The organism is Embleya sp. NPDC020630, assembly GCF_044334985.1.
GTDB lineage: Bacteria > Actinomycetota > Actinomycetes > Streptomycetales > Streptomycetaceae > Embleya.
The window spans coordinates 159,744-185,503 of record NZ_JBIRUB010000011.1 but is presented as its reverse complement, the minus strand read 5'-3'; the positions used below and the strand labels follow the sequence as shown (position 1 = coordinate 185,503).

General features: G+C 70.7%; 23 protein-coding genes. 14 read left to right on the top strand and 9 right to left on the bottom strand.

Annotation, left to right across the window (positions count from 1 at the left end; genetic code table 11):
• Window positions 1–514: 514 nt before the first annotated feature.
• The 5 genes from ACH4XV_RS31975 to ACH4XV_RS31955 all read left to right on the top strand — a co-directional run bounded on the left by ACH4XV_RS31975 (window position 515) and on the right by ACH4XV_RS31955 (window position 5,212).
• Window positions 515–1,174, top strand: a complete 660-nt coding sequence (locus ACH4XV_RS31975) for a PadR family transcriptional regulator (RefSeq protein WP_380003328.1) — start codon at window positions 515–517, stop codon at window positions 1,172–1,174.
• Between the two features lie 48 nt (window positions 1,175–1,222).
• Complete coding sequence (locus ACH4XV_RS31970) at window positions 1,223–2,302, top strand: inositol-3-phosphate synthase (protein ID WP_380003326.1); 1,080 nt, start codon at window positions 1,223–1,225, stop codon at window positions 2,300–2,302.
• Between the two features lie 143 nt (window positions 2,303–2,445).
• Window positions 2,446–3,765, top strand: a complete 1,320-nt coding sequence (locus ACH4XV_RS31965; RefSeq protein ID WP_395795806.1) for an MFS transporter — start codon at window positions 2,446–2,448, stop codon at window positions 3,763–3,765.
• A gap of 133 nt (window positions 3,766–3,898) precedes the next feature.
• Window positions 3,899–4,402, top strand: coding sequence for a hypothetical protein (locus ACH4XV_RS31960; protein ID WP_395795805.1), 504 nt, complete (start codon window positions 3,899–3,901; stop codon window positions 4,400–4,402).
• Window positions 4,403–4,546: 144 nt separating this feature from the next.
• Entirely contained in the window at window positions 4,547–5,212 is a 666-nt protein-coding gene (locus ACH4XV_RS31955; protein WP_395795804.1) for a hypothetical protein, read from the top strand.
• A gap of 63 nt (window positions 5,213–5,275) precedes the next feature.
• On the opposite strand, the gene ACH4XV_RS31950 is transcribed toward ACH4XV_RS31955, so the two are convergent.
• On the bottom strand, window positions 5,276–6,763 hold the full coding sequence (locus ACH4XV_RS31950) for a CCA tRNA nucleotidyltransferase (RefSeq protein ID WP_395795803.1): 1,488 nt from the start codon (window positions 6,761–6,763) through the stop codon (window positions 5,276–5,278).
• Between the two features lie 129 nt (window positions 6,764–6,892).
• Between ACH4XV_RS31950 and ACH4XV_RS31945 the strand changes: the two genes are divergently transcribed.
• From ACH4XV_RS31945 to ACH4XV_RS31905, 9 genes are all read left to right on the top strand, one after another.
• Window positions 6,893–7,354, top strand: coding sequence for an NUDIX hydrolase (locus tag ACH4XV_RS31945; protein WP_078976297.1), 462 nt, complete (start codon window positions 6,893–6,895; stop codon window positions 7,352–7,354).
• On the top strand, window positions 7,351–9,771 hold the full coding sequence (locus ACH4XV_RS31940) for a DUF6049 family protein (RefSeq protein WP_395795802.1): 2,421 nt from the start codon (window positions 7,351–7,353) through the stop codon (window positions 9,769–9,771). The genes ACH4XV_RS31945 and ACH4XV_RS31940 overlap by 4 nt, the downstream gene beginning before the upstream one ends.
• Window positions 9,772–9,823: 52 nt before the next feature.
• Window positions 9,824–12,451: a murein biosynthesis integral membrane protein MurJ gene (gene murJ, locus ACH4XV_RS31935; protein WP_395795801.1), complete on the top strand. Its 2,628-nt coding sequence runs from the start codon at window positions 9,824–9,826 to the stop codon at window positions 12,449–12,451.
• A gap of 486 nt (window positions 12,452–12,937) precedes the next feature.
• Entirely contained in the window at window positions 12,938–14,737 is a 1,800-nt protein-coding gene (locus tag ACH4XV_RS31930) for a protein kinase family protein (protein ID WP_395795800.1), read from the top strand.
• Between the two features lie 85 nt (window positions 14,738–14,822).
• Window positions 14,823–15,536, top strand: a complete 714-nt coding sequence (gene sigM / locus ACH4XV_RS31925) for an RNA polymerase sigma factor SigM (RefSeq protein WP_395795799.1) — start codon at window positions 14,823–14,825, stop codon at window positions 15,534–15,536.
• On the top strand, window positions 15,533–16,483 hold the full coding sequence (locus ACH4XV_RS31920) for an anti-sigma factor family protein (protein WP_395795798.1): 951 nt from the start codon (window positions 15,533–15,535) through the stop codon (window positions 16,481–16,483). The genes sigM and ACH4XV_RS31920 overlap by 4 nt, the downstream gene beginning before the upstream one ends.
• 165 nt (window positions 16,484–16,648) lie before the next feature.
• On the top strand, window positions 16,649–17,596 hold the full coding sequence (gene trxB / locus ACH4XV_RS31915) for a thioredoxin-disulfide reductase (protein ID WP_380003316.1): 948 nt from the start codon (window positions 16,649–16,651) through the stop codon (window positions 17,594–17,596).
• A gap of 65 nt (window positions 17,597–17,661) precedes the next feature.
• Window positions 17,662–17,988, top strand: coding sequence for a thioredoxin (trxA, locus tag ACH4XV_RS31910; protein ID WP_380003315.1), 327 nt, complete (start codon window positions 17,662–17,664; stop codon window positions 17,986–17,988).
• A 258-nt stretch (window positions 17,989–18,246) separates the two neighbouring features.
• A complete protein-coding gene (locus ACH4XV_RS31905) occupies window positions 18,247–19,425 on the top strand; it encodes an N-acetylmuramoyl-L-alanine amidase (RefSeq protein ID WP_395795797.1) in 1,179 nt (392 codons plus the stop codon).
• A gap of 88 nt (window positions 19,426–19,513) precedes the next feature.
• Here ACH4XV_RS31905 and ACH4XV_RS31900 read toward each other — a convergent pair whose 3' ends face one another.
• The 8 genes from ACH4XV_RS31900 to rnpA form a co-directional block, all read right to left on the bottom strand.
• Window positions 19,514–19,738 carry a hypothetical protein gene (locus ACH4XV_RS31900; RefSeq protein ID WP_395795796.1) on the bottom strand — a complete coding sequence of 75 codons (225 nt, stop codon included), beginning with the start codon at window positions 19,736–19,738 and terminating at the stop codon, window positions 19,514–19,516.
• Between the two features lie 170 nt (window positions 19,739–19,908).
• A complete protein-coding gene (locus ACH4XV_RS31895) occupies window positions 19,909–21,075 on the bottom strand; it encodes a ParB/RepB/Spo0J family partition protein (protein ID WP_395795795.1) in 1,167 nt (388 codons plus the stop codon).
• Entirely contained in the window at window positions 21,072–22,004 is a 933-nt protein-coding gene (locus ACH4XV_RS31890; protein ID WP_246126980.1) for a ParA family protein, read from the bottom strand. Before ACH4XV_RS31890 ends, ACH4XV_RS31895 begins: the two co-directional genes overlap by 4 nt.
• A 273-nt stretch (window positions 22,005–22,277) precedes the next feature.
• Window positions 22,278–23,030, bottom strand: coding sequence for a 16S rRNA (guanine(527)-N(7))-methyltransferase RsmG (gene rsmG / locus ACH4XV_RS31885; RefSeq protein WP_395795884.1), 753 nt, complete (start codon window positions 23,028–23,030; stop codon window positions 22,278–22,280).
• 82 nt (window positions 23,031–23,112) lie between these two features.
• Window positions 23,113–23,664 carry a protein jag gene (locus ACH4XV_RS31880; RefSeq protein ID WP_371863052.1) on the bottom strand — a complete coding sequence of 184 codons (552 nt, stop codon included), beginning with the start codon at window positions 23,662–23,664 and terminating at the stop codon, window positions 23,113–23,115.
• Between the two features lie 68 nt (window positions 23,665–23,732).
• Window positions 23,733–24,899: a membrane protein insertase YidC gene (gene yidC / locus ACH4XV_RS31875; protein ID WP_395795794.1), complete on the bottom strand. Its 1,167-nt coding sequence runs from the start codon at window positions 24,897–24,899 to the stop codon at window positions 23,733–23,735.
• Between the two features lie 2 nt (window positions 24,900–24,901).
• The gene (gene yidD, locus ACH4XV_RS31870; protein WP_380003311.1) at window positions 24,902–25,246 is read right to left on the bottom strand and encodes a membrane protein insertion efficiency factor YidD; all 345 of its coding nucleotides are present in this window, start codon (window positions 25,244–25,246) and stop codon (window positions 24,902–24,904) included.
• Window positions 25,243–25,746, bottom strand: coding sequence for a ribonuclease P protein component (gene rnpA, locus ACH4XV_RS31865; RefSeq protein ID WP_395795793.1), 504 nt, complete (start codon window positions 25,744–25,746; stop codon window positions 25,243–25,245). The genes yidD and rnpA overlap by 4 nt, the downstream gene beginning before the upstream one ends.
• Between the last annotated feature and the right edge of the window lie 14 nt (window positions 25,747–25,760).

Here is a 25,760-nt window from a genome sequence, read left to right as displayed (position 1 = left end):
GTCGCCCTCCCCGGGCCCGTCGGGCAACGACGAGCCGCCGGGTGGCGTTCCGCCGCCCCCGGACCCTCCCGCGCCCCCCGAATGCGAGCCACCGCGCCCCTCGGGACGCGGCTGCGGTGATCTACGGCGATGTTCACTCATGCGTTCGCTACTCCTCGGCCGTACGACACGGAGGTCGGACGCACGGGTCGTGGCTCTCCGCTCCCCAGGACGCAGGCGCGTGGGAAGCGGTTCCGCAGGAAGCGGGGCTTGAGGTACCACACGGCGGAACAGACTACGCGGATCCGCTTTCGCGACCTCACTGTGACCTGCCTGTGACCCGAGTCACCGGCGGCCACCTTGCCACCACACGGCAAGGAGACCTATCGTCTCGATGTATCGGTTCGATACATCGGGCCGGTACATCGAGCCGGGGGCGCAGGAGCCCCGGCCGGACGAAGGTCGGCTGTGACCGTATCCCACGGTCGTGTCCGTGCCCATGTCCGGCCCGGTCCGCAGTGGATGGAGGAAGGCGATGAGCAGGCGCGGTGGCGTCCTCGAATTCGCGATCCTCGGTCTGCTGCACGACTCCCCCATGCACGGCTACGAGTTGCGCAAGCGACTCAACACCGTGCTCGGTTCGTTCCGTGCCATCGCCTACGGCACCCTCTATCCGTGCCTGAAGTCCCTGCTGGAGCGGGGTCTGCTCGCGGAGGAGATTCCGGAGGTGACGGCACTCGCCGGCAGCAAGCGGTCCCGGATCGTCTACCAGCTGACGGCACAGGGCAAGGAGCACTTCCAAGAACTGCTGTCCGAGTCCGGGCCCTCGGCCTGGGAGGACGAGAACTTCGGCGTGCACTTCGCCTTCTTCGGTCGAACCGACCACGAGGTGCGCATGCGTATCCTCGAGGGTCGGCGCAGCCGGCTCGAGGAGCGCCTCGACCGGGTGCGCGGGTCGCTGACCCGGACACGGGAGAAGCTCGACGGTTACACCCTCGAGTTGCAGCGACACGGCTTGGAGTCGGTCGAGCGCGAAGTGCGCTGGCTGAACGAGCTCATCACCGCCGAGCGGCACGCCGGAGCGACTCCGGACGCCCCCGGCCCCGAAACCCCGGTCGACCCGTCGAAGGACGCCGACCGGCTTCGGACCCCCACCCAGGACGTGGCCTCGGACCCGTCCGCATCCAACAACTGAGGTCGCCGGTTCGTGGCGACTTCGTCGAGATCACAGGGAGCAACCGGAATGGGTTCGGTTCGCGTAGCCATCGTCGGCGTGGGCAACTGCGCCGCTTCGCTGGTGCAGGGCGTCGAGTACTACAAGGACGCCGACCCGAACAGCCGCGTCCCCGGCCTGATGCACGTGCAGTTCGGCGAGTATCACGTGCGTGACGTCGAGTTCGTGGCCGCTTTCGATGTGGACGCCAAGAAGGTCGGCTTCGACCTGTCCGACGCCATCGGTGCCAGCGAGAACAACACGATCAAGATCTGCGACGTGCCGCCGTCGGGCGTCACCGTGCAGCGTGGGCACACCCTGGACGGTCTCGGCAAGTACTACCGCGAGACCATCGAGGAGTCGACCGACGCCCCCGTCGACGTGGTCAAGGTCCTCAAGGACCAGGCCGTCGACGTCCTCGTCTGCTACCTCCCGGTGGGTTCCGAGGACGCGGCGAAGTTCTACGCCCAGTGCGCCATCGACGCCAAGGTCGCCTTCGTCAACGCCCTCCCGGTCTTCATCGCCGGCACCAAGGAGTGGGCGGACAAGTTCACCGAGGCGGGCGTGCCGATCGTCGGCGACGACATCAAGTCGCAGGTGGGCGCCACGATCACGCACCGCGTGATGGCGAAGCTCTTCGAGGACCGCGGTGTCCTGCTCGAGCGCACCATGCAGCTGAACGTCGGCGGCAACATGGACTTCAAGAACATGTTGGAGCGCGAGCGCCTGGAGTCGAAGAAGATCTCCAAGACGCAGTCGGTCACCTCGCAGGTGGACCGCGACCTCGGCTCGGACAACGTGCACATCGGCCCGTCGGACTTCGTCGCGTGGCTCGACGACCGCAAGTGGGCGTACGTGCGCCTCGAGGGTCGCGCCTTCGGCGACGTGCCGCTGAACCTGGAGTACAAGCTCGAGGTCTGGGACTCGCCGAACTCGGCCGGTGTCATCATCGACGCCGTGCGCGCCGCGAAGATCGCCAAGGACCGCGGCATCGGTGGCCCGATCCTGTCGGCGTCCTCCTACTTCATGAAGTCGCCGCCGGTGCAGTACTTCGACGACGAGGCCCGCAACGCCGTCGAGTCCTTCATCAAGGGCGACATCGAGCGCTGACCCGCTCCGCTCGGCCCGCACCCCCGCGGTGCGTTCGAGTGGTCCAAGGCCCGGCTCCCCTCCAGGAGCCGGGCCTTCGGCGTACCCGGACGCGGCGGTGCCCGTTTCGGGTGCGGCGCCCGCCGCCGGCTACGGTGGGCGCCGTGGCCCTCATCCGTGATCTGCGCTCGTTGTTGAAGCTGCGCGACTTCCGTCGGCTCTTCGCCACCCGGCTGACCTCGCAGCTGTCCGACGGCGCCTTCCAGGTCGCGATCGCGGGGCAGGCGTTCTTCTCGCCGGAGAAGCAGACCTCGGCCGCGGCGATCGCGACCGCGTTCGCCGTGCTGCTGCTGCCGTATTCGCTGGTGGGGCCGTTCACCGGGGTGCTGCTCGACCGGTGGCGGCGGCGGCAGGTCCTGGTGCGGTGCAATCTGCTGCGCGCGGTGCTGGTGGCGGTGACGGCCGCGCTGGTGCTGATCGGGGTGCCCGATCCGGTCTTCTACGCGGCGGCCCTGGTGGTGCTGTCGGTGAACCGGTTCGTGCTCGCCGGGCTGTCCGCGTCGCTGCCGCGTGTGGTGCCGGCCGAGCGGCTGGTGACGGCGAACTCGGTGTCGCCCACGGCCGGCACGGTGGCGGCGGCGGTCGGCGGCGGGGCCGCGGTGCTCGTGCACGCGCTCCTGGCCGAGGGTTCGGGGGCCACCGCTCTGGTGATCGTGGTGTCGGGCCTGCTGTACCTGGGCTCGGCGGCGGTCGCCGCGACGATGCCGAGTGATCTGCTCGGGCCCGATCCCGACCGGGTGTTGCCGGATGTGCGCGAGGCGCTGCGCTCGGTGGCCCGGGGGCTGCGCGAGGGGGCGGTGCATGTGTGGCGGCGCCGGGCGCCCGCGCACGCGTTGGCCGCGATCACCGCGATGCGGTTCTGCTACGGCGTGCTGACCGTGATGACGGTGCTGCTGTGCCGCAACACGTTCAACGATCCGAACGACACCGACGGCGGACTTGCGACCTTCGGGATCACGGTGAGCGTGTCCGCGCTCGGCTTCTTCGTGGCGGCCGTGATCACGCCGGGGGTCACCGCGCGGATCGGCGTCCCGGCCTGGATCGGCGCGTGCGCGCTGGCCGGGGCGGTGTGCCAGGCGGCGCTCGGGCTGCCGTTCCTGTTCGCGCCGATGGCGGTGGGCGCCTTCCTGCTCGGGGTGACCTCGCAGGGCGCCAAGATCGGGGTGGACACGATCGTGCAGACCACCGTCGACGACGCGTACCGGGGTCGGGTGTTCTCCGTCTACGACGTGCTCTTCAACGTCGCGTTCGTCGGCGCCGCCGCGGTCGCCGCGCTCGGGCTGCCCGACGACGGTCGGTCCCCGGCGGTGCTGCTCGGCGTCGCCGGGGTGTACGCGCTGACCGGAGTCCTGTACGGCCTGGCGTCGCGCCGCCACCCTCCGGTGATCATCGAGGGCTCACCGGCGGGCAACGACCGGCCGTGATGTCCCTTTCATAACCGGACGAGGCATTCAAGCCGCCGCACATCTCCAAGAAATTACCCGTGGGTAGTGCAATGACGAGGCCGAGGTTCTAATCTGCACATCCAGCGATTTTCGGCACCTCTGGAGATACTCCATGTCCAACGACGCCGGTCCGGGTGAAAACAATCCTTTGCCGTACAGACCGGCATGGACCGAGAGCACTCCGCCGCACGGGCACGAGTTCACCGTCCGTGAGCCGGCCGCCCCGCACGTCCCGGTGGTGGTCCGTCGGCCGCAGGTCGACGGGCGCGCGAGCCGGCGGGCGGCCGAACGCCCGCGACGCGGCCGCGCGGCGCTGATCGCGGCCCTGGCGGTGCTGCTGATCGGCGGCGGGACGGCCGCCGGGGGCTGGTGGTATGTGCACAAGAACGACGCCGACGGGATCCGCATCCACGAGGGCGACTGCCTGCGGGACAAGACGAGCGTCGACGCGGACCCGGTCCCGTGCGAGGACCCGCAGGCCCGCTTCATCGTGGTCGAACGGGTCCAGGGCACGACGGACACCGACGTCTGCGATTCGCTGCCGGGCGATCCGATCGCGCTGGTCTCGGATCCCGCACAGGACCGCTTCGTACTGTGTCTCGGGGCACGAAAGTAATCCGCGTCACCTGTGAATAGCGCTTTATGCCCGTTATTCCGCTCACATTCGACCGGTGTAAGGGGAATCCCCGCTGCGCGTGTCCGGCCGGACCCCTAGTGTTCCGGACTGTCTCACCAGTCCCCTGCAACGGAGATCGCCCCCATGTCCAATCCCTTCCCGCCCGGCCCCAACGGCCCGCAGCAGCCGAACCAGGGCTGGAACCAGCAGCCCGGTCAGCAGCAGCCGCCGCAGGGCGGGTGGCAGCAGCAGCCGGGCCAGCCGCAGCAGGGTTGGGGGCAGCAGCCCGGTCAGCCGGGCGGATACCCGCCCGCCGGTCAGCCGGGCTTCTACGGCGGCCCGCCGCCGCCCCCGCCGCGCAAGAGCAAGCTGAAGAAGATCCTGATCCCGATCGGTGTGCTCATCGTGCTGGGCATCGTCGCCGCGATCGCGCTGAATGTGTTCAAGAAGGACGACGCCACCAGCGCCAAGGCCGGCGACTGCCTCGCGCGCATCGAGGGCGGCATCGGCAAGTCCAAGATGCCGAAGATCGCCAAGTGCGACTCGCCCGACGCCAAGTGGAAGGTCCTCAAGAAGGTCGACGGCAGCTCGGACAAGAGCAAGTGCGAGGGTCTCCCGGACAGCTCGGGTTACTTCGCGATGTTCTACTGGACCGGTTCCAAGAAGGGCGTGGTCTGCATGGCCTTCACCTCGAAGACGACGCTGTCCGACGTCAAGGCGCTGGACCCCATCTCGACGATGAGCGCCACCGAGGAAGACTTCCAGGCGACCAAGAAGCAACTCGAGGAAAAGGGCGCCAAGTTCGAGTAGGCACCCCGCACCCCTACGACACCGAAGCCCGCCGGTCGTCCCACCGGCGGGCTTCGTGCGTGTTCAGGCCGGTGTGTTCGCCGTCCACCACTCGCGCAGCGCGGCGACGGCCGTCTCGTGGTCCATCGGGCCGTGTTCGAGGCGCAGCTCCAGCATGTGCCGGTAGGCCTTGCCGACCAGCGGGCCCGGCGGCACCTCCAAGAGCTTCATGATCTCGTTGCCGTCCAGGTCCGGCCGGATCGAGTCCAGCTCCTCCTGCTCGGCGAGCTGCGCGATCCGCTCCTCCAGCGAGTCGTAGGCCCGGGCCAGCGTGGCCGCCTTGCGCTTGTTGCGGGTGGTGCAGTCCGAGCGGGTCAGCTTGTGCAGCCGATCGAGCAGCGGCCCCGCGTCGCGCACGTAGCGGCGCACCGCCGAGTCGGTCCACTCGCCCGTGCCGTAGCCGTGGAAGCGCAGGTGCAGCTCGACCAGGCGGGTGATGTCGTCGGTGACGTCCTTCGGATACTTCAATGCCTTGAGCCGCTTGCGGGACATGTGCGCGCCGACCATCTCGTGATGGTGGAACGAGACCCGGCCGTCCGCCTCGAAGCGCCGGGTGCGCGGCTTGCCGATGTCGTGCAGCAGCGCGGCCAGGCGCAGCACCAGGTCCGGCTCGCCCGGCGCCTCCAGCGCCATCGCCTGTTCGAGCACGATCAGCGTGTGCTCGTACACGTCCTTGTGCCGGTGGTGCTCGTCCACCTCCAGGCGCAACGTCGGCAGCTCCGGCAGCACGTGCTCGGCCAGGCCGGTGGTGACCAGCAGCTCCAGGCCCTTGCGCGGGTGATCGGACACGATCAGCTTGTTCAGCTCGTCGCGGACCCGCTCGGCGGAGACGATCTCGATCCGCTCGGCCATGTCCGTCATCGCCGCGACCACCTCGGGCGCGACCTCGAAGTCGAGCTGTGCGGCGAAGCGCGCGGCCCGCATCATCCGCAGCGGATCGTCGCCGAAGGACGCCTCGGGCGTGCCCGGGGTGCGCAACACGCGCGCGGCCAGGTCGGCCAGCCCGCCGTGCGGGTCCACGAACGTGATCCCCGGCAGCGCGACCGCCATCGCGTTGACCGTGAAGTCGCGCCGGACCAGGTCGTCCTCGATCGAGTCGCCGTAGGAGACCTCCGGCTTGCGCGAGGTGCGGTCGTACGCCTCGGAGCGGTAGGTGGTGATCTCGATCTGGTAGTCGGGCGAACCGGCGAGCCTCTTGCGGCAGCCGACCGTGCCGAACGCGATGCCCACGTCCCACACCGCGTCCGCCCAGGGGCGCACGATCGCCAGCACCTGTTCGGGGCGCGCGTCGGTGGTGAAGTCGAGGTCGTTGCCCAACCGGCCGAGCAGCGCGTCCCGCACCGAGCCGCCGACCAGCGCGAGCGTGTGCCCGGCCGCTTCGAAGCGGCGGGCGAGGTCGTCGGCGACGGGGGCGACGCGCAACAGTTCGGTGACGGCGCGGCGCTGGACGGCGCTCAGCTCGCCGCCGGCCGGCGAGTCGTCCGGGAGGGGTGTGTTCTTGGCGTTCGGCACGGGAGACAAGGTTACGGGTCGAGGCCGCGGCTCTCGCGCGCTTTATGCCGGGGCCGCCCTCGCGCACGGTCGGCGTGCCGGCGTGATCATGGCGTGATGGCGTGGCGCATGTCGCACTAAGCTTGGCGGATGCCTTCCGAGACCACGCCGCCGCGCCGTCGGCTGCAGGTGGTCGAGGAGACCTCGGCGGGTGGTCTGGTGATCGATCGGCTCACGTTGCGCGCGGCGTTGATCGCCCGCCGTGATCGACGCGGCCGACTGCTGTGGTCGCTGCCCAAGGGGCACATCGAGGACGGCGAGAGCGTGGTGGACGCCGCGCTGCGCGAGGTCGAGGAGGAGACCGGCATCGTGGGTCGGGTGCTGGCTCCGCTCGGCGTGATCGACTATTGGTTCACCGCGCCGGACCGGCGGGTGCACAAGACCGTCCACCACTACCTCATGGAGGCGGCGGGCGGGGATCTGTCGGACGACGACATCGAGGTCGAAGCGGTGGCTTGGGTTCCGCTCGGCGCGCTCTCCGCGCGCCTCGCCTACCCCGACGAACGACGGTTGGCGACACTCGCCCCGGAGCTGTTGGCGGACAGCGCGTGAGCGATCGCCGGATCCGCTCCGAGGCCGGGATGCCGCCGCGACGCGGTCGAGTGGCCGGTGTGCTGCTTTTGGCCCTGCTGCTCGCCGTCACACTGCTCGGCGCGCTGCCACCGACGGTCGTACGCGCCGCCGACGGCGACGGCGTCCGAATCCTGATCACCAAGATGACCCCGATCGCCAAGCCCGGCGGCACCATCACCGTCGAGGGCCAGGTGCTCAACAGCGGCTCCAAGCCGCTCGACACGGTGGAGCTGGCGGTGCGGATGCGCACCTCTGAACCGCTCTTCCGCAGCGGCATCTCCTCGCCCGAGGAGGGCCAGTCGAACGGCTCCCTGGTGCGTGACGTCAAGCCGGTGACCGTACAGGTGCCGGCCTCGGGACCGGGCCGGCCGTGGTCGTTCAACATTCGCGCCGACGCGCTCAATCTGGGCGAGGCCGGCGCGTACCCGCTCGCGGTCGAGGCGCGGGTCGGCGGCCGGATCGTCGGCTCCACCCGCACCTTCCTGCCGTGGGTCGGCAAGAACGGCCTGAAGAACGTGCCGAAACTGCGGGTCGGCATGGTCTGGCCGCTGGTCGACCGACCGCACCGCGACGGCACCACGCTCGGCGACGAGGGTCAGACGCCGGTGTTCCGCGACGACGAGTTGGCCGCGCTGTTCGCCCCGGGCGGGCGGCTGTACGAACTGGCGGCGATCGGCGGCGGGATGAAGGTCGACTGGGCGATCGACCCCGAACTGCTCGACTCCGCCGCCGAGATGGCCGGCGGCTACCGGGTCGCGCCGCCCGGCAGCCTGGAGCCGGGCAAGCCGAAGAAGACCAAGGACGGCAAGCCTCCGCCCGAGGAGGACACGGCCAAGGCGACGCCGAACCAGATCTCGAACACCCTGGCGGGCGGCGGCGGTCCGACCGCCGCCGGATGGCTGGACCGGCTCAAGGGCGCCATCGGCCCCCAGCCCGTGATCGGCCTCCCGTACGGCGATACCGACATCGCCGCCGTGGCGCACGCGCTCGACGCCGGCAAGGCGGACCTGCGCCCGCAGTTGACCGAGGCCCAGCTCCAATCCTCCGCCGTATTCCAACGCACCCTGGGCAGGCCCGCGCGCGCCGACGTCGTCTGGCCCGCCTCCGGCGCGCTGGACCCCTCGATCGTCTCCCTGGCCGGCAGCAGCGGCGCCGGCACGGTGATCACCGCCGGCGCGAGCCTGCCGCCGACCAAGGACCTCAACGTCACACCGCTGGCCACCGCGTCCCTGCCGGGCGCCGACAAGGGCACCGCGCTGGTCACCGACCCGGACATCGACACGCTGCTGGCCGCGGACACCAGGGCGCCGGGCCAGGCGGTGCTGACCACCCAGCAGTTGCTCGCCGAGTTCCTGACCATCGTGTTGCAGGAGCCCACGCTCAAGCCCACCCGCAGCGTGCTGGTCGCCCCGCCGCGACTGATGGACACCGCGCTGGCGGGCGTGCTGCGCGACGTGATGGCCGCGTCGGCCGAGTGGACGCAGCCCACCGCCCTGAGCGAGTTGGCCGCCGAGCCCGGTCCGCTGCCCGCTCGCAAGTCGGCCGCCTACCCCAAGGGCGTCCGCGCCTCCGAGCCGAGCGCGCAATACCTGGCGGAGACCGACAACCTGGCCGGGTCGATGCAGACCTTCGCCTCGATCCTGACCCGGCCGGAGCGGGTGACCGGCCCGTTCGATCCCGCGCTGCTGCGCTTGTTGTCCACCTCGTGGCGCGGCGACACGCAGGGGGCGGATCGTTATCGGTTGGGCGTGACCCGGGGACTGCGCGAGCTGGAATCGCTCGTCTACATCATCCGCAGAACCGGGGTGACGCTGTCCGGCGACCAGGGCAACATCCCGGTGACCGTGGTGAACAATCTCCAGCAGCCGATCAACGTGCGGGTGGTGGTCACCTCGCACCAGCCCAACCGGCTCAGGCTGGGCGACCCGGCCACCGTGACCGTGCCCGACGGTCGCCGGCTCGAAGTGCCGATCTCGGCGAAATCGGCCGCGAACGGCAAGGTCATGGTCGACGTGGCGCTGCTCACCCCGGACGGGCGGGCGGTGAATCCGGCGCAGTCGTTCTTCGTGAACACCACCACGATCGACGCGCTGACCCGCTGGATCATCGGCGGCCTCGCGTTCCTGCTCGCGGTGTTCTCGCTCCGCGCGTTCCTGCGCAAGCGCCGGGAGGCGGCCCTTGCCGGGGACACGCACGGCGAGGATGGTGAGGACGACGTCGAGCCGCCGGCCGAATCCGATCCCCCGGAAGCCGCCGACGGGGACCGAATCGGGCCGATACCGGGGTGGTCGCCACCCCGTCCGACGCACCCGCACGCCGGCGGGAACCGACCGCCCGATCCGGCCGACCCGCACGGACACACACCGTTGGGATCCACGACCGACCGCCCCGAATGAGAAAGTGGGCACCGGACACTCAACCTGACCGAGAAGACGAGGGCCCGCCCGCATGAGCGACCGGAGCGACGAACGTCAGCCGTACACCGGCGGCTCCGCCGAGCCGGACGACGGCGCGCACGACGATCCCTACCGGGGTCGGCCGCCCGCCGACCCCTACCTGCAGCAGTACGTCGATCCGTACGGGCAGCCGGCCGATCCCTACGCCGCGCAACCGCCGGATCAGTACGCGCACCCCGGGGAGCAGGGCTATCCCGACCCCAACGCGCACCCGGGCTACGGCGAGCCCGAGTACCCGCAGCAGGGATATCCGAGCCAGGGCGGCTACGGCGCGGGCCCCGAACCGGCCTACGGCGATCCCTACGGCGCCCAGTCGGGCGGCGGCTACGACCCCTACGGGCAGCAGCAACAACAGCAGCAACCCGCGCAGGACGGCGGGGCGTGGTTCCGCGACGAGTTGAGCGACCCGCCCGGCAACGACCCGTACGTGGGCGTGGACGAGATCTTCACCCCCGATCCGGCGCCGTACGACCCTTCTCGGCAGTACGACCCCGCGCAGCACTACGACCCCTCCGGCGCGCCGCAGCAGTACGGCGACCACGGCGGCTACGGCTCCGGCGACCCGTACGGGCAGCAGCCACAGGCCCCACAGGCGCAGAACTACGCGCAGCAACCGCAACAGCCACAGCAGGCATACCAGCAGCAGTCGTACGTCCCGCAGCAGCCGAGCCCGCAGCAGGGCCAGGGCGGCTGGGGCGACTACGACCGCCCCGGCGGCTGGCTGATGGACCAGACGCTGACCGGCATCAACCTCGGCCTCGCCGGCGACGTCGCGGGCATGCCCTCGTACACCGAGGCGTACCAGCGCTACGAGACCCAGCACCGGGCCGAGGCGGCCGCCGCGTCGATGTCGGCGAGCGCCGTCCTCGACGCCCCGCCGGTCCCGGTCAACCCGTCCACCTCGCCCGTCTATCGGATGCCCGGCTCGGGCGCCGAGGAGCGCATGGCCGGCATCCCGGTCGGCGGCGGCGGCCGGAAGGGCAGCAAGCTCGGCGGGATAATGCGCTCCTCCGCCGTGATGGCGGCGGGCACCATCGTGTCCCGGATGACCGGCTTCGTCCGCAACCTGGTCGCCGCGGCGGCGCTGGGCACCGCGATCCTGGCGAACACCTACAACGTCGCCAACACGATGCCGACGCTGCTGTACATCCTGGTCGGCGGCGGCGCGCTGAACGCGGTGTTCGTACCGCAGCTGGTGCGGGCCATGCGCCAGGACGACGACGGCGGCGAGGCGTACGCGAACCGCCTGCTCACCCTGGTGATGACGGTGCTGGCGGGGTTGGTGATGCTGGCCTGGTTCGGCGCGCCGCTGCTGATCCGGGCGTTCGCGAACTCGCTGGCCAAGCATCATCAGGACTACGAGCTCGCGATCACCTTCGCGCGCTACTGCCTGCCGATCATCTTCTTCATGGGCCTGCACGTGCTGTTCGGCCAGATCCTCAACGCGCGCGAACGCTACGGCCCGATGATGTGGACCCCGGTCCTGAACAACATCGTCATCATCGCGACGTTCGGCCTGTACATCTGGGTGGCCGGCACCCAGAAGAACACCGGGCAGAACTCGGACACCATCACCCCGGACGAGATCCGGCTGCTGGGTCTGGGCACGCTGCTCGGCATGGTCGTGCAGTCGATGGCGATGATCCCGTATCTCAAGTCGGCCCGGTTCCGCTTCCGGCCGCGCTTCGACTGGCGCGGCTCGGGGATGGGCAAGGCGCTCGGGCTGGCCAAGTGGACGTTCCTGTTCGTGCTGGCCAACCAGGCCGGCTACCTGGTGGTGACCCAGCTCGCCACCGCGATCGACGTCGACGCGCGGGACCAGAACATCCAGTTCGGCGTCGGCTTCACCGCCTACAGCAGCGCGCTGCTGATCTGGCAGTTGCCCCAGGCGGTGATCACCGTGTCGGTGATGACCGCGATGTTGCCCCGGATGAGTCGCGCCGCCGCCGACGGCGACGAGGCCAGCGTGCGCGGCGACATCTCCTCCGGCCTGCGCCTGTCGGCGGTGGCGATGATCCCCTGTGCGGTGATCTTCGTGGCCCTCGGCCGGGACATCGGCGGCTTCATCTTCGCGCCCACCGGCGAACAGAGCGCGCACTGGATCGGCTACATGCTGATGGCACTCGGCCTGGGCCTGATCCCGTACTCGGCGCAGTACGTGCTGCTGCGCGGCTTCTACGTGTACGAGGACACCCGGACACCGTTCCTGAACACCGTGTGGATCGCGGGCGCCCAAGCGGCCTTCGCGGGCCTGGCCTATGTCGCGCTGCCCACCAAGTGGGCCGGTGTCGGCATCGCGGGCGGCTACAGCCTCGCCTACCTCGTCGGCGTGGTGCTGGCCGCGCAACGGCTGAAGAAGCGGCTCGGCGACCTGGACGGCCGCCGGGTGACCCGGACCTACACCCGGCTGCTGATCGCCGCCGGGATCGGCGGCGCCGCGGCGTTCTTCGTGGCCCGGGTGTGCACCGGCCACTTCGGCTCGGCCATGGGCGGCTCGGCGATCGCGGTCGGCGCCGGGATCGTGACCATGTTCGTGGTGTTCTTCATCGCGGCGAACCGCATGCGCGTCGAGGAGATGAGCGCGATGACCGGGATGATCAAGGGCCGACTCGGCCGCTGACCGGGTCACGCGCGCGGCCGTACCGCGCCCGCCCGCCGTTTTCCCACCGGGAATTCGGCGGGCGGAACGGTGTGGGATGCACCACCATGGTGCGAGTGAGGGTGTGGCTCTCGGCAAAACGGGGGTAATGCTCCCGATACGCCGGTCTCGGTTTCCTTTCGGATCTTGCGAGGAGGCAACCCGAAGTGGGGTCCGGGAGTCTCAAGGTATGTAGAGGTCGTCCCTGACCAACGGCCCGAGAAGCCTCACCTCTACGATGAGTGTGCCGACGAGGAGGATGAGGCCGAGGTGACGGACCGAACCGCAGGATCCGTCGACCTAGCGACGGGTGAGGCAAACCCCGTACCGACAAAGGCTTCTGACGCATCGTTGGACAAACGTGTCGGTTCGGACGAGAAGACCTCCGGAACCACCACCACGGTTTTGCCCATCGGTTCCGAGCCCGAACCCGACGCCGGCTCCGAGCCCGGGTCGCCTTCCGGTCCTTTGTCCGACGAAGAGGCGGCGGCCGAGACCGCCGAGCCGACCGAGACCGCGAAGAACACCGAAGCGGCGGTCGAGGCAGCGGCCGAACCGGTCGTGCGGAAGCCGACCGACGACGGCGATGCCGACGGTGACCACGGCGACGAGGGCGACCCGGACGCCGGCAGCACCCCGGCCGAGCCCGCGCCGGCCCCGGAGCCCCCCGCCCCCCGGGTCAGCCGAGGCACCCGGCTCGCCGAGCGCTACCGACTCGAGCACCGCCTGTCCCAGAACGGCCGCAGCGAGACCTGGCGCGCGGTGGACGAGAAGTTGCGGCGCGCGGTGGGCGTACACATCGTCCCCGCCGGCGGTGAACACGGTCGGGCGGTGATCGCCGCCGCCCGCGCCGCCGCGCTGATGGGCGACCCCCGCTTCGTCCAGGTCCTCGACTGCGCCGAACAGGACGGCCTGATCTATGTGGTGAAGGAGTGGCTGCCCGACGCGGACAACCTCACCAAGGTCTTCGAGAGCGCCCCGCTGCCGCCGCACGAGGTCTACGAACTCACCCGCGCGCTCGCCCAGGCGATGTCCGTCGCACACCGCGCCGGCCTGTCGCACCTGCGGCTGACGCCGGAGAACGTGCTGCGCATGCACACCGGCCAGTACAAGATCGTCGGCCTGGCGGTCGAGGCCGCGCTGTACGGACACGACACCACCGACGCGGCCCGCGACGACACGCACGCGGTCGGCCGGCTGATGTACGCCGCGCTGACCCGACGCTGGGTCGAGGGCACCGAATACGGCTTGCAGGCCGCGCCGTTCACCGGCGGCAGGCTGTGCGCGCCCGGCCAGATCCGGGCCGGCGTGGACGACACGCTCGCCGCCCTGGCGATGCGCGCGCTCGGCCACGAGGTCAAGCACGAACCGGCGTTCGAGACACCGGGAGAGCTGTCCGCGGCGATCACCGCCATCCCGGAGATGCACCCGCCGGAGCAGAACACCATCGTCGGCGGCCCGGAGCCGGACGAGTACCCGATCTACACCCCGACGCCGAACCGGACGGTCTACGCCTCGGCGGGCTACTCCGGCGGCCGCGGCCCGAACGGCCCGGCCCGACCGCCGGTCACCCCGCCACCGCCGCTGGGCGGCCGGTTCGGCGCCGCGGTCAAGGGCTCGGTCGCGGTCCTGGTGGTCCTCGCCATCGTGCTGGTGACGTGGCAGGTGGCCAGCCACGTGGGCGACGGCGAGAAGAAGAAACCGCCCCTGGAGGAGCAGAGCCACGGCCAGTCGAGCACGCCGACCCAGGCACCGGTGGCTCCGGCACCCACGCGGCAGACCCTCCCCAAGCGCGGCACGGAGATCTCGATCGGCGGGGCGCCCGTCGACCCGGACGACGTGGTCAAGACCTACGACGAAAACCGCGACACGTACTGGCAGACCAACATGATGAAGGACGGACCGACGGTCGACTACAACGGCCGCAAGGGGTACGGAATCATCTACGACCTCGGCGAACCGATGGACGTCCGCGGCCTCGACCTCGCGCTCGGCACGGGCGGAGCCGGCACCACCATCACGCTCAAGGCCGCGCCGGGTGCCACATCGATGCCGTCGAGCCAGGACGCCTTCACCACCACCGTGGGTACCAAGTCGACCGATGCGGCCGAGGTGAGCATCCGTTCCGACAAGGCATTCAAGACCCAGTACGTACTGGTGCTGATGACCGCGATGCCCAAGGTTCTCCAGGACGTCAACGGCTACCACATCTACACGCCGGGGCATCAGAACGCCTGGCGCGAGATCACCTTCACGGTCAACAGCTGACCTTGTCCGAACGATCGAGCCGGACCTGCCTCCGGCGCCGCCGCATCGCATGCCAGGATGACCCCGGGCCCAGGGGAGGTAGGCGGTGAGTACCGAGCGCAGCGGATCGGCGTACGCGGACGTCACCGACGCCGACCTGCTCACCCGGCACACCCACGGCGACCCCGACGCGTTCGGCGAACTCGTGCGCCGGCACCGCGATCGGCTGTGGGCGGTGGCCCTGCGCACCCTGGGGGACCGCGAGGAAGCCGCTGACGCCCTCCAGGACGCCCTGGTTTCCGCCTACCGGGCCGCAGGACGGTTCGAGGGCCGCGCGGCCGTCACGACGTGGCTGCACCGGATCGTGGTCAACGCCTGCCTGGACCGGGCCCGCCGCCGTGCCGCCCGCCCGGCGGTACCGCTGCCCGAGGATCTGGACCAGCGGCTGCCCGCGCCCGCGCAGGAGGATCCGGCGGTCCGGGGCGAGACCCGCGAGGCGCTGCTCGCCGCGCTGGCCACCCTCCCCGCCGAACAGCGCGCCGCGCTCGTCCTGGTGGACATGGAGGGTTACCCCGTCGACGAGGCGGCCAGGATCCTCGACGTCGCGTCCGGCACCATCAAGAGTCGTTGCGCCCGCGGTCGGGCCAAGCTGCTGCCCCTGGTGCGGCACCTGCGCGAGAGCGGGCCACCGGGCCCGGCCGGGTCCCCGGGGAACCCCGCGGCCGGACAATCCGTCCCATCGGCGGACGACCGCCCACGAGCCGGCGGTCCGACCCCCGATACGGGCGGCACGAGTATGGAGGGAGGTGGCACACGATGAGCGAACACATCGACGTCGAGGTGCTGTCCGACCTCGTCGAGGGACTGCTCACCACGGCCGAGGCGGCCGCGCTCGACGCGCACCTCGCCGAGTGCGGCGAGTGCCGCGACACCCGCGACGCGCTCGTGGAGGTGCGCGAACTGCTCGGCGGACAACCGGCCGAGCCGATGCCCGCCGACGTGATCGCCCGGATCGACGACGCGCTGGCCCTGGCCGCGCTGCCGCCGCCGCGCCCCGCCGAGCCGCCGACGCCGCTGCCGATGCCGGTATCGGTGGTGACACCGCCGCGCGCGCCGAGCACGCCGCCGACCGAGCACGGCGCGCCGCCCACCGAGCACGTCGTCGTCCCGCTCGACCGGGCCCGCCGTCGGCGGCGCGGTCCGCTGCTCCTGATCGCCGCCGCCGCGGCCGCGGTGGCCCTGGGCGTCACGATCGTGGTCGGCACCGGGGACGACGGCGACTCGGACCACCGGTCGAGCGCCGTCAAGAGCAACACCGACGCGTCCGCGCCCAAGGCCGCCGCCCCACCCGGCAAGTCGGGCGAGCGCCCCGGGGCGAACGCGGAGGAGCACACGCCGCAGACCCCGCTGGCGTCGTCCACCGCCGCGCCGACGGTGTACACCGCCGCCGGACTGGCCGACCAGGTCTCGCTGCTGCTGCACCGCGCCGACCGCGCGCCGCGCGAGCTGCCCACCTGTGTGGCCGCCGCGGTGGGTCCCGACGCGCCGCGGGCGTTGGCAGCCGACCCCGGCAGCTACACCGGCAAGCCCGCGTGGGTGGTGGTCCTGCCCGGCTCGAACACCGACCGGGTCCGGGTGTACATCGTGGACGCGTCGTGCGTCCCGCGCTCCACCGCCGACGCCTCGGCGAGCCCGCCGGCCGCCGTACCCCCCTCGACCGCCTTCGCCGGCGCGCTCCTGTTGAGCACCGAGGTACCGAGAAGGTGATCCCCGGCACGCCGCACACGCGGCGTTGTGACCCGGGAATGGTGCGCGCCTAGGATCCGTTGTCGAACGAGACACCGCATCTCTCGGGGCGCGGGTTTCGCAGACCCGCACAGCCGACGCCGACCTCCGGCACGAGGCTCGACAAGGAACCAGGGAAGGCTCAGCGTGAGCGACGTCCGCAACGTGATCATCATCGGATCCGGTCCGACCGGGTACACGGCCGCCGTCTACGCAGCACGCGCGGACCTGAAGCCGTTGGTCTTCGAAGGCGCCGTCACCGCGGGCGGGGCGCTGATGAACACCACCGAGGTCGAGAACTTCCCCGGCTGGCCGGACGGCATCATGGGTCCGGACCTGATGGACAACATGCGCAAGCAGGCCGAGCGTTTCGGCGCCGAGCTGGTGCCGGACGACATCGTCGCCGTCGACCTCGCGGGCGACGTCAAGACGGTCACCGACAGCGCGGGCACCGTGCACAAGGCGCGCGCGGTGATCCTGGCGACCGGGTCGGCCTACCGCAAGCTCTCCCTCCCCAACGAGGACGCGCTGTCCGGCCGCGGGGTCTCCTGGTGCGCCACCTGCGACGGCTTCTTCTTCCGCGACCAGGACATCGCGGTGGTCGGCGGCGGCGACTCGGCGATCGAGGAGGCCACGTTCCTGTCCCGCTTCGCCCGCTCGGTGACGGTGATCCACCGCCGCGACGAACTGCGCGCGAGCAAGGCGATGCAGCATCGGGCGTTCGCGAACGAGAAGATCTCGTTCGCCTGGAACAGCGAGGTCGCGGAGATCCGGGGCGACGGCAAGCTCAGCGGCGTGCAGCTGCGTGACACCGTCACCGGCGAGCTGCGCGACCTGGCGGTCACCGGCCTGTTCATCGCGGTCGGCCACGACCCGCGCACCGAGCTGGTGCGCGGCCAGATCGACCTCGACGACGAGGGTTACATCAAGGTCGACGCGCCGACCACGAGGACCAACCTCACCGGCGTCTTCGCGGCGGGCGACGTCGTGGACCACACCTACCGCCAGGCGATCACCGCGGCCGGCACCGGCTGCGCGGCCGCCCTGGACGCCGAGCACTACCTCGCCTCGCTCGCCGACGGCGCGAGCGCCTGATCCGCGCCCGCACCCCTTCGTCCGTCCTTCGTCCGTCCCACCCCCAGCACACCGAGGAGCAACCCATGGCAGGGGCCACCACCACAGTCACCGACAAGACCTTCGACACCGACGTCCTGATGAGCGACAAGCCCGTGCTCGTCGACTTCTGGGCCGAGTGGTGCGGCCCCTGCCGCCAGATCGCCCCGGCGCTGGAGCAGATCGCGGCGGAGAACGGCGACAAGCTCTCCGTGGCGAAGCTGAACATCGACGAGAACCCGGAGATCACCACCCGCTACGGCGTGCTGTCGATCCCGACCCTGCACGTGTTCCAGGGCGGCGAGATCGTCAAGACGATCGTCGGCGCCAAGCCGAAGGCGGCGCTCCTGCGGGAGCTCGACGGGCTCATCTGAGTCGATCGCATCAGCCGTACGCGAAGGGCGCTTCCCGGAACCGGGGGCGCCCTTCGCGCGTGTCAGGGCGTACCGGCCGGGCGGCGACGAACGGGCCGCGCGCCACGGGCCGCGCACCGCCGCACCGCGCGCCCGACCCGCCCCCGGCGCGCGGTGCGGAATGGAATCGAGGCCCCCGGACCCCCGCTCCGGTACGGGAACGACCGGATGCGCGCGTACGATCGAGTGTTGCGTCAAAACTCGGGAGGACTTCTTTCCATGACCATGCAGCGGCGGTACCGACGCGGTGACACCGGCCCCGCAGTGGCCGAGATCAGGTCCAAACTGGTGCTGCTCGGCCTCCTGCCCGCCGGTGCCCCCAGGCCGACCGACACCGGCGGTCCGGACGACCTCGGCGGCTACGCGGACGCGGTGTTCGACGACTCCGTGGACCTCGCCGTCCGGCACTTCCAGCAGCAGCGCGCGATGACCGTGGACGGCGTCGTCGGCCCGGAGACCTACCGTCACCTCGACGAGGCACGGTGGCGCCTGGGCGACCGCATGTTGTCCTACTCGGCCGGCCACCCCACCGTCGGGGACGATGTGGCCACCCTCCAGCAGCGGTTGCTCGACATGGGCTTCGACTGCGGCCGGGTGGACGGCATCCTGGGCCCGGCCACCGAGCTCGCCCTGCGCGAATTCCAACGCAACTACGGACTCGGCGCGGACGGTACGTGCGGACCGGCCACGTTCCGAGCCCTCGACCGGCTCGCGCGCACGGTCGTCGGCGGCCAACCACACGCGATGCGCGAGTCCGAACTGCTGCACCGCTCCGGCCCGTCGCTGGCAGGCAAGACCGTGGTGATCGACCCGGGCCACGGCGGCGCGGACGCGGGTGTGGTCGCACACGGGCTGACCGAGGCCGAGGTGATGTGGGACCTGGCCCGGCGCCTGGAGGGCCGCCTGTCCGCCCTGGGCGTACGCGCCTACCTCACTCGCGGACCCGCCGAGGACGGCATCGGCGAGGAGGAGCGGGCGGCCTTCGCCAACGCCACCGACGCCGACCTCGTGATATCCCTGCACGCGGACCGCAACGACAGCCCGCGTGCCGCCGGGGTCGCGTGCTACTACTACGGCAGCGGCAGCGACCGGTACGGGCGACGCTCGCCCACCGGGGAGCACTTCGCGAGCCTGGTCCAGCGCGAACTCGTGGCGCGCACCGGCATGGTGGACGGCCGCACCCACGGCAAGGCGTGGACACTGCTGCGGCGCACCCGGATGCCCGCCGTGCGCATCGAGATGGGCTACCTCACCAACGTGGACGACGCGGCCCGGCTGGCCTCCTCGGAGTTCCGCGACCACGCCGCCGAATCGGTCGTCGTGGCCCTCCAGCGGCTCTACCTGCCGCCGGACGAGGACGTGCCCACGGGGATGTTGCGGCTGCCCGTCTTCACCTGACCGTCCGCGCCGGATCAGGCGGCGGACGATCACCACACACCGGATCGATCCCTTCACCGGCCTGCTCCCGCGCGCCCACCGATCGCGGCTACCCGCCCGGCCGCGCCCGGGCGGTCCGATCCGCCGGGCCGCCCCGATCCACCGGCCACCGTGAGCCCTGCGGCAGCGCATGGACCGGGATCGCGGGACCCGCGGGCGTCCACGGCGGCGGACCGGGCACCCGGGACCGCGGCGAGCCACCGAGCAGGCCGCCGACGAATCCGCCGACCGCGCCCACGCCCAGACCCGCCAGGACCCAGCGCTTCGACCTCATCGTCCCTCCAGGGGTGCGCACAGGTTTCACGTGAAACATCGGCACACCGCGACCTCCGGCGGCGACGCGTTTCACGTGAAACACAAGCAAGGAAGGGGCCCGCGGTCAACGACCGCGGGCCCCTTCCCACCTTCCTTTGCCAAGCCGCTACGGGCCCATGGCGATGCCGCCTACGGGACGAGCACCGAAGTCTCCGCGCCGTCCGCGTCGTTCGCGGCGGCCGACGTCGCCTCGGCTCCCGCCTCCTCCGCCGGCCCCGTGACACCGGCCGCCGCTGCGCCGCGGGCCCGCCCGGCCTGGCTGGGCACCTCCCGCTCGGCGAGCTGCTTGGCGAACTGGTCACCCTCGCCGGGCGCCATCGAGGCGAGAATGCGCTCCAGATCCTCGACCGAGGCGAACTCGACGACGATCTTGCCCTTCTTCGGACCGAGCACCACCTTCACCTCGGTCTCGAACCGGTCCTTGAGCCGATCCGCGAGATGGTTCAGCGCGGGTGCCACGATCGCGCCCGGACGCGGCTTCTGCGGCCTCGGCTTCGCCGCCGGCTCCTCGTTGTTGATCGTGCGCGCGATCTCCTCGACCGTACGCACCGTCATGCCCTCGGCGATGATCCGCTTCGACAGCTTGATCAGCTCGTCGGGCCGATCCAGCAGGGCGAGCAACGCACGCGCGTGCCCGGCGAGCAACGTGCCCGCCGCCACCTTGGTGCGCACCTCCATCGGCAACCGCAGCAGCCGCATCGTGTTGCTCAGATGCGAACGCGAACGACCGATACGATCCGCCAGCTCCTCCTGCTTGCACCGGAACTCCTCCAGCAACTGCTGGTAGGCCAACGCCTCTTCGAGCGGGTTCAGCTCGGCGCGGTGCAGGTTCTCCAGGAGCGCGTCGAGCAGCATCTTGTCGTCGTTGGTCACCCGCACGATCGCCGGGATGCGGGTCAGCCCGGCGATGCGGGAGGCCCGCAACCGGCGCTCGCCCATCACCAGTTCGTAGCTGCCCTCGTTGGTCGAGCGCACCACGACCGGCTGAAGGACGCCCACCTCCCGGATCGACTGCACCAGTTCGGCCAGCGCGTCCTCGTCGAACACCTCGCGCGGCTGCCGCGGGTTCGGCTCGATCAGATCGACGAGCAGTTCGGCGTACAGCGCGGCCGGCGGCGCCGGTTCGGTCTTCGGCGCATCCTGCAACGGCACCGAGGTCGGCGACAGGGCCGACTCGTCCGTCGCTATCTCCGCCATCTTCCGCAGGGTCGCCGCGGCGGAGGAGGACGGCTTCAACGGCCGGGCCGGGATGAGCGATTCGAGTCCCTTGCCCAATCCCCTGCGTTGTCCGCTCATACTTCCTCCTTCGCCTTCGCCACACCGCGCAGCGCCATCTCCCGAGCCGCTTCAAGATACGACAACGCTCCGGTGGACCCCGGGTCGTAGGTCATCACGGTCTGCCCGTAGCTGGGCGCCTCGGAGATGCGGACCGAACGCGGGATCGCGGTGGGCAACACCTCGTCCGGGAAGTGGTCGCGCACCTCCTGGGCCACCTGCGAGGCCAACCGGGTCCGGGCGTCGTACATCGTCAGCAGGATCGTCGAGACGCCGAGGTTCGGGTTCAGGTGTGCGCGGACCAGTTCCACGTTGCGCAACAGCTGGCCCAGCCCCTCCAGCGCGTAGTACTCGCACTGGATCGGGATGACCACTTCGGCGCCCGCGACGAGCGCGTTCACCGTCAGCAGTCCGAGCGAGGGCGGGCAGTCGATCAGGATGTAGTCCAGCGGCTGCTCGTAGGCGGCGATCGCGCGTTGCAGCCGGCTCTCCCGAGCGACCAGCGAGACGAGTTCGATCTCGGCCCCGGCGAGGTCGATCGTGGCCGGGGCACAGAACAGTCCCTCGACGTCGCGCACGGGCTGCACGACCTCGGCCAGATCGCGGCCCTCGACCAGCACCTCGTAGATCGACGGCGTGCCGGCGTGATGGTCCACCCCGAGCGCGGTGGAGGCGTTGCCCTGGGGGTCGAGGTCTATCACCAGCACGCGCGCGCCGTGCATCGCCAGCGCGGCCGCGAGGTTCACGGTCGACGTGGTCTTGCCGACGCCGCCCTTCTGGTTCGCGACCACCATGACGCGGGTGCGCTCGGGGCGGGGCAATCCCTCCGAGGCGCGCCCCATCGTCTCCACGGCCTGTCTGGCCGCTCGGGCGATCGGGGTGTCTTCGATACCGGGCGCCTCTGTTTCACGTGAAACGTCGACGGCGGCACCCACACGGGGCGCCGGCATCGAGGCTGTCGGATACTCGGACGGCAACGGTCCACTCTCCTCTCCTGCCGCGGCGACATGGGAACTCGGGCCGACGGAATGACCACGCACTGCGGCGGCACCCTCAGAGGGTGTCACGTTCCGGCGCGCCTCAGGTGAGTAGAAGCGTTTCCACGGAAGGCGTTTCACGTGAAACACGATCCCGGGTGCGGTCGGGGGACGGCGTTCACGACACACCCCGAGCGGGCAGGAACGGCGTTTCAGCCGTCCGGCCCAACCCGTGGGCGAGTTCGCCTACTTGGCGGGGCGCCGCCGGGCCGGCTTGGCGGTTCGGCGCGCCTTGGCCGCCTTCGACTCCTTGGGCGCGACGGTGCCGATCCGTACCCGGACGACGGTGGTCAGCGGATCCACGATCCCGGCACCCGCGTGCGCGACCGCCCACGACACCGCACCGAGCTTGCGCAGATCCGCCTCCGACTCCAGCAGTTCGTCGGCGGCCGAGTCGCCCTTGAGCGCCAACATCTCGCCGCCGGAGGCAAGCAGCGGCAGCCCCCATCCGGCGAGCTTGGCCAGCGGCGCCACCGCGCGCGCGGTGACCACGTCGGCCCAGGTCTGCCCGCGCACCTCCTCGGCACGGCCGCGCAGCACCCGTACGTTGTCCAGGCCCAGCTCGTCGACCACCTCGTCGAGGAACGTGGTGCGCCGCAGCAGCGGCTCGACGAGGGTGATCCGCAGGTCCGGACGGACCAGGGCGAGCGGAATGCCGGGCAGGCCACCACCCGAGCCGACGTCGTGCACGATCGCGTTCTCCGCGATCAGTTCGGCGACCACGCCGCAGTTGAGCAGGTGCCGCTCCCAGAGCCGGCCGACCTCACGCGGGCCGACCATGCCCCGGCGCACGCCGGGGCCGGCCAGCATGTCGGCATAGCGGATCGCGCGGTCGAGGTTGGCCCCGAAGAGCCGCCCTGCCGCTTCCGGAGCCTCGGGCGCGCGTTCGTCCGCCGGCGGGTCGGGGGTCGTGTCGTCCTGACGTTTCACGTGGAACATCATCCCAAGAACGGCGCCGGCCCCACCTGTGGTGCAGGTGGGGCCGGCGCGACGGTTGGCGGAAACGGATCCGGGGATCCGATCAGGCGGGCAGGACGACGACGCAGCGATTGGGCTCCTCGCCCTCCGACTCGCTGCGCAGTCCGGCCTCCGCGACGGTGTCGTGCACGACCTTGCGCTCGAACGGGGTCATCGGCTCGAGCTTGAGCGAGGTACCCGCGGCCTTGACCCGTTCCACCGCTTCACCGGCGATCCGCGCCAGGTTCGCCCGCTTGGCGGCACGGAACCCGTCCACATCCAGCATCAGCCGGCTGCGCTCGCCGGTCTCCCGGTGCACCGCAAGTCGGGTCAGCTCCTGAAGGGCCTCCAGGACCTCACCGTCACGACCGACGAGGCGCTTGAGGTCGGCGCCGGAGGATTCGCTCTCCTCGCCCGCGATCACCGAGACCGACGCGCGCCCGCCCTCGACGTCCATGTCGATGTCGCCGTCGAGGTCGGCGATGTCGAGCAGGGCCTCCAGGTAGTCCGCGGCGATCTCACCCTCCTGTTCCAGACGGCTGATCTCCTCCGCGGTGAGCGTGATCCGACGCGACGCGGCGGGTGAGTCGACGGCGGGGGTCGTGCCTTCCGTCACAGGGGAACTCCTTTGTGGACGAGTGAGCGAGTCATGGGGGTGGGCGGCGGCCGGCCCGTCGAGGGCGGTCACTTCTTCCTCGGGTGCTTCCGGCCCTGGGGCTGCCGGCGCTGACCGGCATTGCGCGCACCGGAGTGCGGCGTCCGCGCGGTAGAGCCCTTGACCGCGCCGTTCGACCTGGCGGGTGTAGCCGAGCCGTTGCGCGTCGCGGTGTCGGCGTCGGCGCTCTCCTCGGCGTCGGCACCGGCCGCCTCAGCCTCGTCCCGGGCCCGAGCCTTGCGCTGCGACTTGGTCAGTCGGGTGGGCTGCTGGCGCCGGGCGGCCTGGGCCTTGAGCTCGGCCTGCTGGGCGTCGTACTCGGCCTGGTCCATCAGCTTGCCGTCGGGCAGCAGCACCTTGCCCTGCTTGCGCGCCTTCTCCGCCAGCTTCTCCTGCCGCACCTTGAACGCCGGGCTGCCGGGGGTGGGGTTGCGGTTGATCACGAACAGCTGCTGACCCATCGTCCACACGTTGGTGGTGAGCCAGTAGACGAGCACACCGACGGGGAAGTTGATGCCGAAGACCGCGAACATGATCGGGAACGCGTACATCATCAGCTTCTGCTGCTTCGCGAACGGGTTGCCCACGAGCGAAGCGGGGTCGGTGTTCTTCGTCATCAGCTGGCGCTGGGTGAAGAACTGCGACCCGGACATCAGGATGATCATCACGACCGTGACGATGCGCACCGTGGTGAGGTCGGCCCCGAGGCTTTCGATCTTGGCCGCCGAGTCGGTGAACTTGGCGGCGATCGGTGCGCCGAAGATGTGCGCCTGCTGGGCGCTGTTCACCAGGTCGCGGTCGATGACACCGACCGTCTTGTTCTGCGACACCCGCTGGAGCACGTGGAACAGGGCGAAGAAGAACGGCGACTGCACCAGGATCGGAAGGCAGCTCGAGAGCGGGTTGGTGCCCGTCTCCTTGTAGAGCTTCATCATTTCCTGGGACTGCCGCTCGCGGTCGTCCTTGTACCGCTTCTGGACTTCCTTGATGCGCGGCTGCAGCGCCTGGAGTCCACGGGTCGCCTTGATCTGCTTCACGAAGAGCGGGATCAGGCAGATCCGGATGACGACCACGAGGCAGACGATGGACAGCCCCCACGACCAGCCGCTGTTCTTGCCGAAGATCGGGCTGAACAACGAGTGGAATTGGACGATGATCCACGAGACGGCGGTATATAGGGGGTTAAGAATCCCCACGGTCAAGCTCCTCGGGCGGTGGTGTTCGCACCGGGCGCGGGCTCGGTACGGCCGGTGCTGGACGTCTGCTGCCGCTCCTGCGGCTCCGACTCCGAGCGCGACTTCCGCTCGGGAAGTCGCCACGGTCGGCGTGTGCGCGGCGGCACAGGATCGACACCGCCAGAGTTCCAGGGGTTGCAGCGCAGGATGCGCCACACGGTGAGATAGGTGCCCTTGACGGCGCCGTGCACGGACATCGCCTCATACCCATAATGCGAGCACGACGGGTAGAAGCGACACACCGGCCCCAGCATCGGGCTGATCGTCCACTGATAGACCCGAATGAACCCCATGAACAGGTACTTCACGCCGTCGCTCCCGGCTTGGCCGCGGGCCCATCCGCTCGAACCGCGACGGGGCGCCCGGCCCGGCCCAGGAGCCGGTCGAACGCTGCGTCCAGATCCCGTGCCAGGTCGGAATGGTCCGCCTGGGCTGCGGGTGGCAATGCCCGTACCACGACCAGGCTACCTGCCGGGAGCAGGGCCATCCGATCGCGTATGAGGTGGCGTAGCCGACGCTTGACGACGTTACGGACAACAGCGGGGCCGACGGCCTTGCTCACGACGAAACCCGCACGCGGTGGTGGAGCGTGCTCCACTTCCGCGTGCGGGTCCTCTGCCACAGATTGGCGCAGGGTGTCCGGCTCGGACGGCTGCGCGGTCACCGGGGTGTGCGCGGGCGCGCCGAGTCCGCTCGTCTCCTGGCGATGCAGGTGGACGACCAGGCTCGGACGGCCGGCTCGACGCCCGCGGCGAACCGCGATCGCGAAGTCCTCGCGCCGCCTCAGCCGGTTATCGGCAGGCAGCACGGAGAGATCCGCGA